Consider the following 1,595-nt stretch of genomic DNA (forward strand, 5'->3'; position numbering starts at 1 on the left):
TCGGCAATGCACCCATCAATCGGAAACCGACGACTCGCACAGCGACCGGACCGAATGAAGGGGGCGGCCCAACGTCCTTGATGGCGAGTCCACCGCTCAGGGCGGCCAGGGCTGTGCGTTGAGAGTTGAGTCCCGCATAGTGGTGTAGCGCGGTGGCCGGTGACGTCGTTGAGGACGTGGGCGCGGCCACCGTGTGATCCTTCGAGTTCACCTCTCACAGCTCTCTCGGATGGAGTCATCACGATGACCGCTGCCCATATTGTCGACCCTGCCGGGCTGCTGGGCGAAGCCCTGTCCGAAGCGTCCCCGGACCTGATGCGCCACCTGCTGCAGACCATGATCAACGCCCTGCTCTCCGCCGACGCGGACGCGGTGGTCGGAGCCGAGTGGGGCCGGCCCTCCCCGGAGCGGACCGCTCAGCGCAACGGGTACCGGCACCGGGATCTGGACACCCGGGTCGGGACCATCGAGGTGGCCGTGCCGAAGCTGCGCTCCGGTACCTACTTCCCTTCAGTGGCTGCTGGAGCGGCGCAAGCGGGCCGAGACCGCGCTGATCACCGTCGTCGCGGACTGCTACCTCGCCGGGGTCTCCACCCGGCGGATGGACAAACTCGTCAAGACCCTCGGGATCAACGCCCTCTCCAAGTCCCAGGTGAGCCGGATGGCCACCTGGCTGGACGAGCACGTCGAGTCCTTCCGCCACCGGCGTCTGGGCGAGGCCGGCCCGTTCACGTTCGTCGCCGCGGACGCGCTGACCATGAAGGTCCGTGAAGGCGGCCGGGTTGTCAACGCCGTGGCCCTGCTCGCCACCGGGGTCAACGGGGACGGGCACCGCGAGGTCCTCGGGCTGCCGGTCGCGACCAGTCAGACCGGGGCCGCGTGGAACGAGTTCTTCGCCGACCTGGTCGCCCGCGGCCTGACCGGGGTCCGGCTGGTCACCTCCGACGCCCACACCGGGCTGGTCGAGGCGATCGCGGCGAACCTGCCCTGCGCGGTCTGGCAACGGTGCCGCACCCACTACGCGGCGAACCTGATGGCCACCACCCCGAAGAGCATGTGGCCGGCGGTCAAGGCGATGCTGCACTCGGTCTACGACCAGCCCGACGCCACCGCCGTGGACGCCCAGTTCGACCGGCTCATCGACTACGTCACCGGCAAACTCCCGGCCGTGGCCGACCACCTCGGTCAGGCGAGGGAGGACATCCTCACCTTCACGAGCTTCCCGAAGGACGTGTGGACACAGATCTGGTCCAACAACCCCGCCGAGCGGCTCAACCGGGAGATCCGCCGACGCACCGACGCCGTGGGCATCTTCCCCAACCGGGCCGCTATCGCCCGTCTTGTCGGAGCCGTCCTGGCCGAACAGACCGACGAATGGGCCGAAGGCCGCCGCTACCTCGGACTCGACCTCCTCAACCGCAGCCGGCTCAGCCTCGTCGAGGACACCGGAACCGAGGTGACCACCGGCACCGACACCACCCTCGAACTCAGCGCCTGACCACCCAGCGAAGGATCAGACCGCTAGGGACTGTCCGATAAACGGTGTGTGGGGCCCGGCGGTTCTCATCAGTGAGTGGTTCTCTCGAACCGTCCGG

1 pseudogene is annotated in these 1,595 nt (G+C 68.5%); it reads left to right on the forward strand.

Features of this window, described 5'->3' with window-relative positions:
- The first annotated feature begins 243 nt into the window (after nt 1–243).
- Nucleotides 244–1,498: pseudogene (locus RF637_RS13735) on the forward strand (IS256 family transposase).
- The last annotated feature ends 97 nt before the right edge of the window (nt 1,499–1,595 follow it).

The organism is Kocuria sp. CPCC 204721 (assembly GCF_040980945.1).
Lineage (GTDB): Bacteria > Actinomycetota > Actinomycetes > Actinomycetales > Micrococcaceae > Kocuria > Kocuria marina.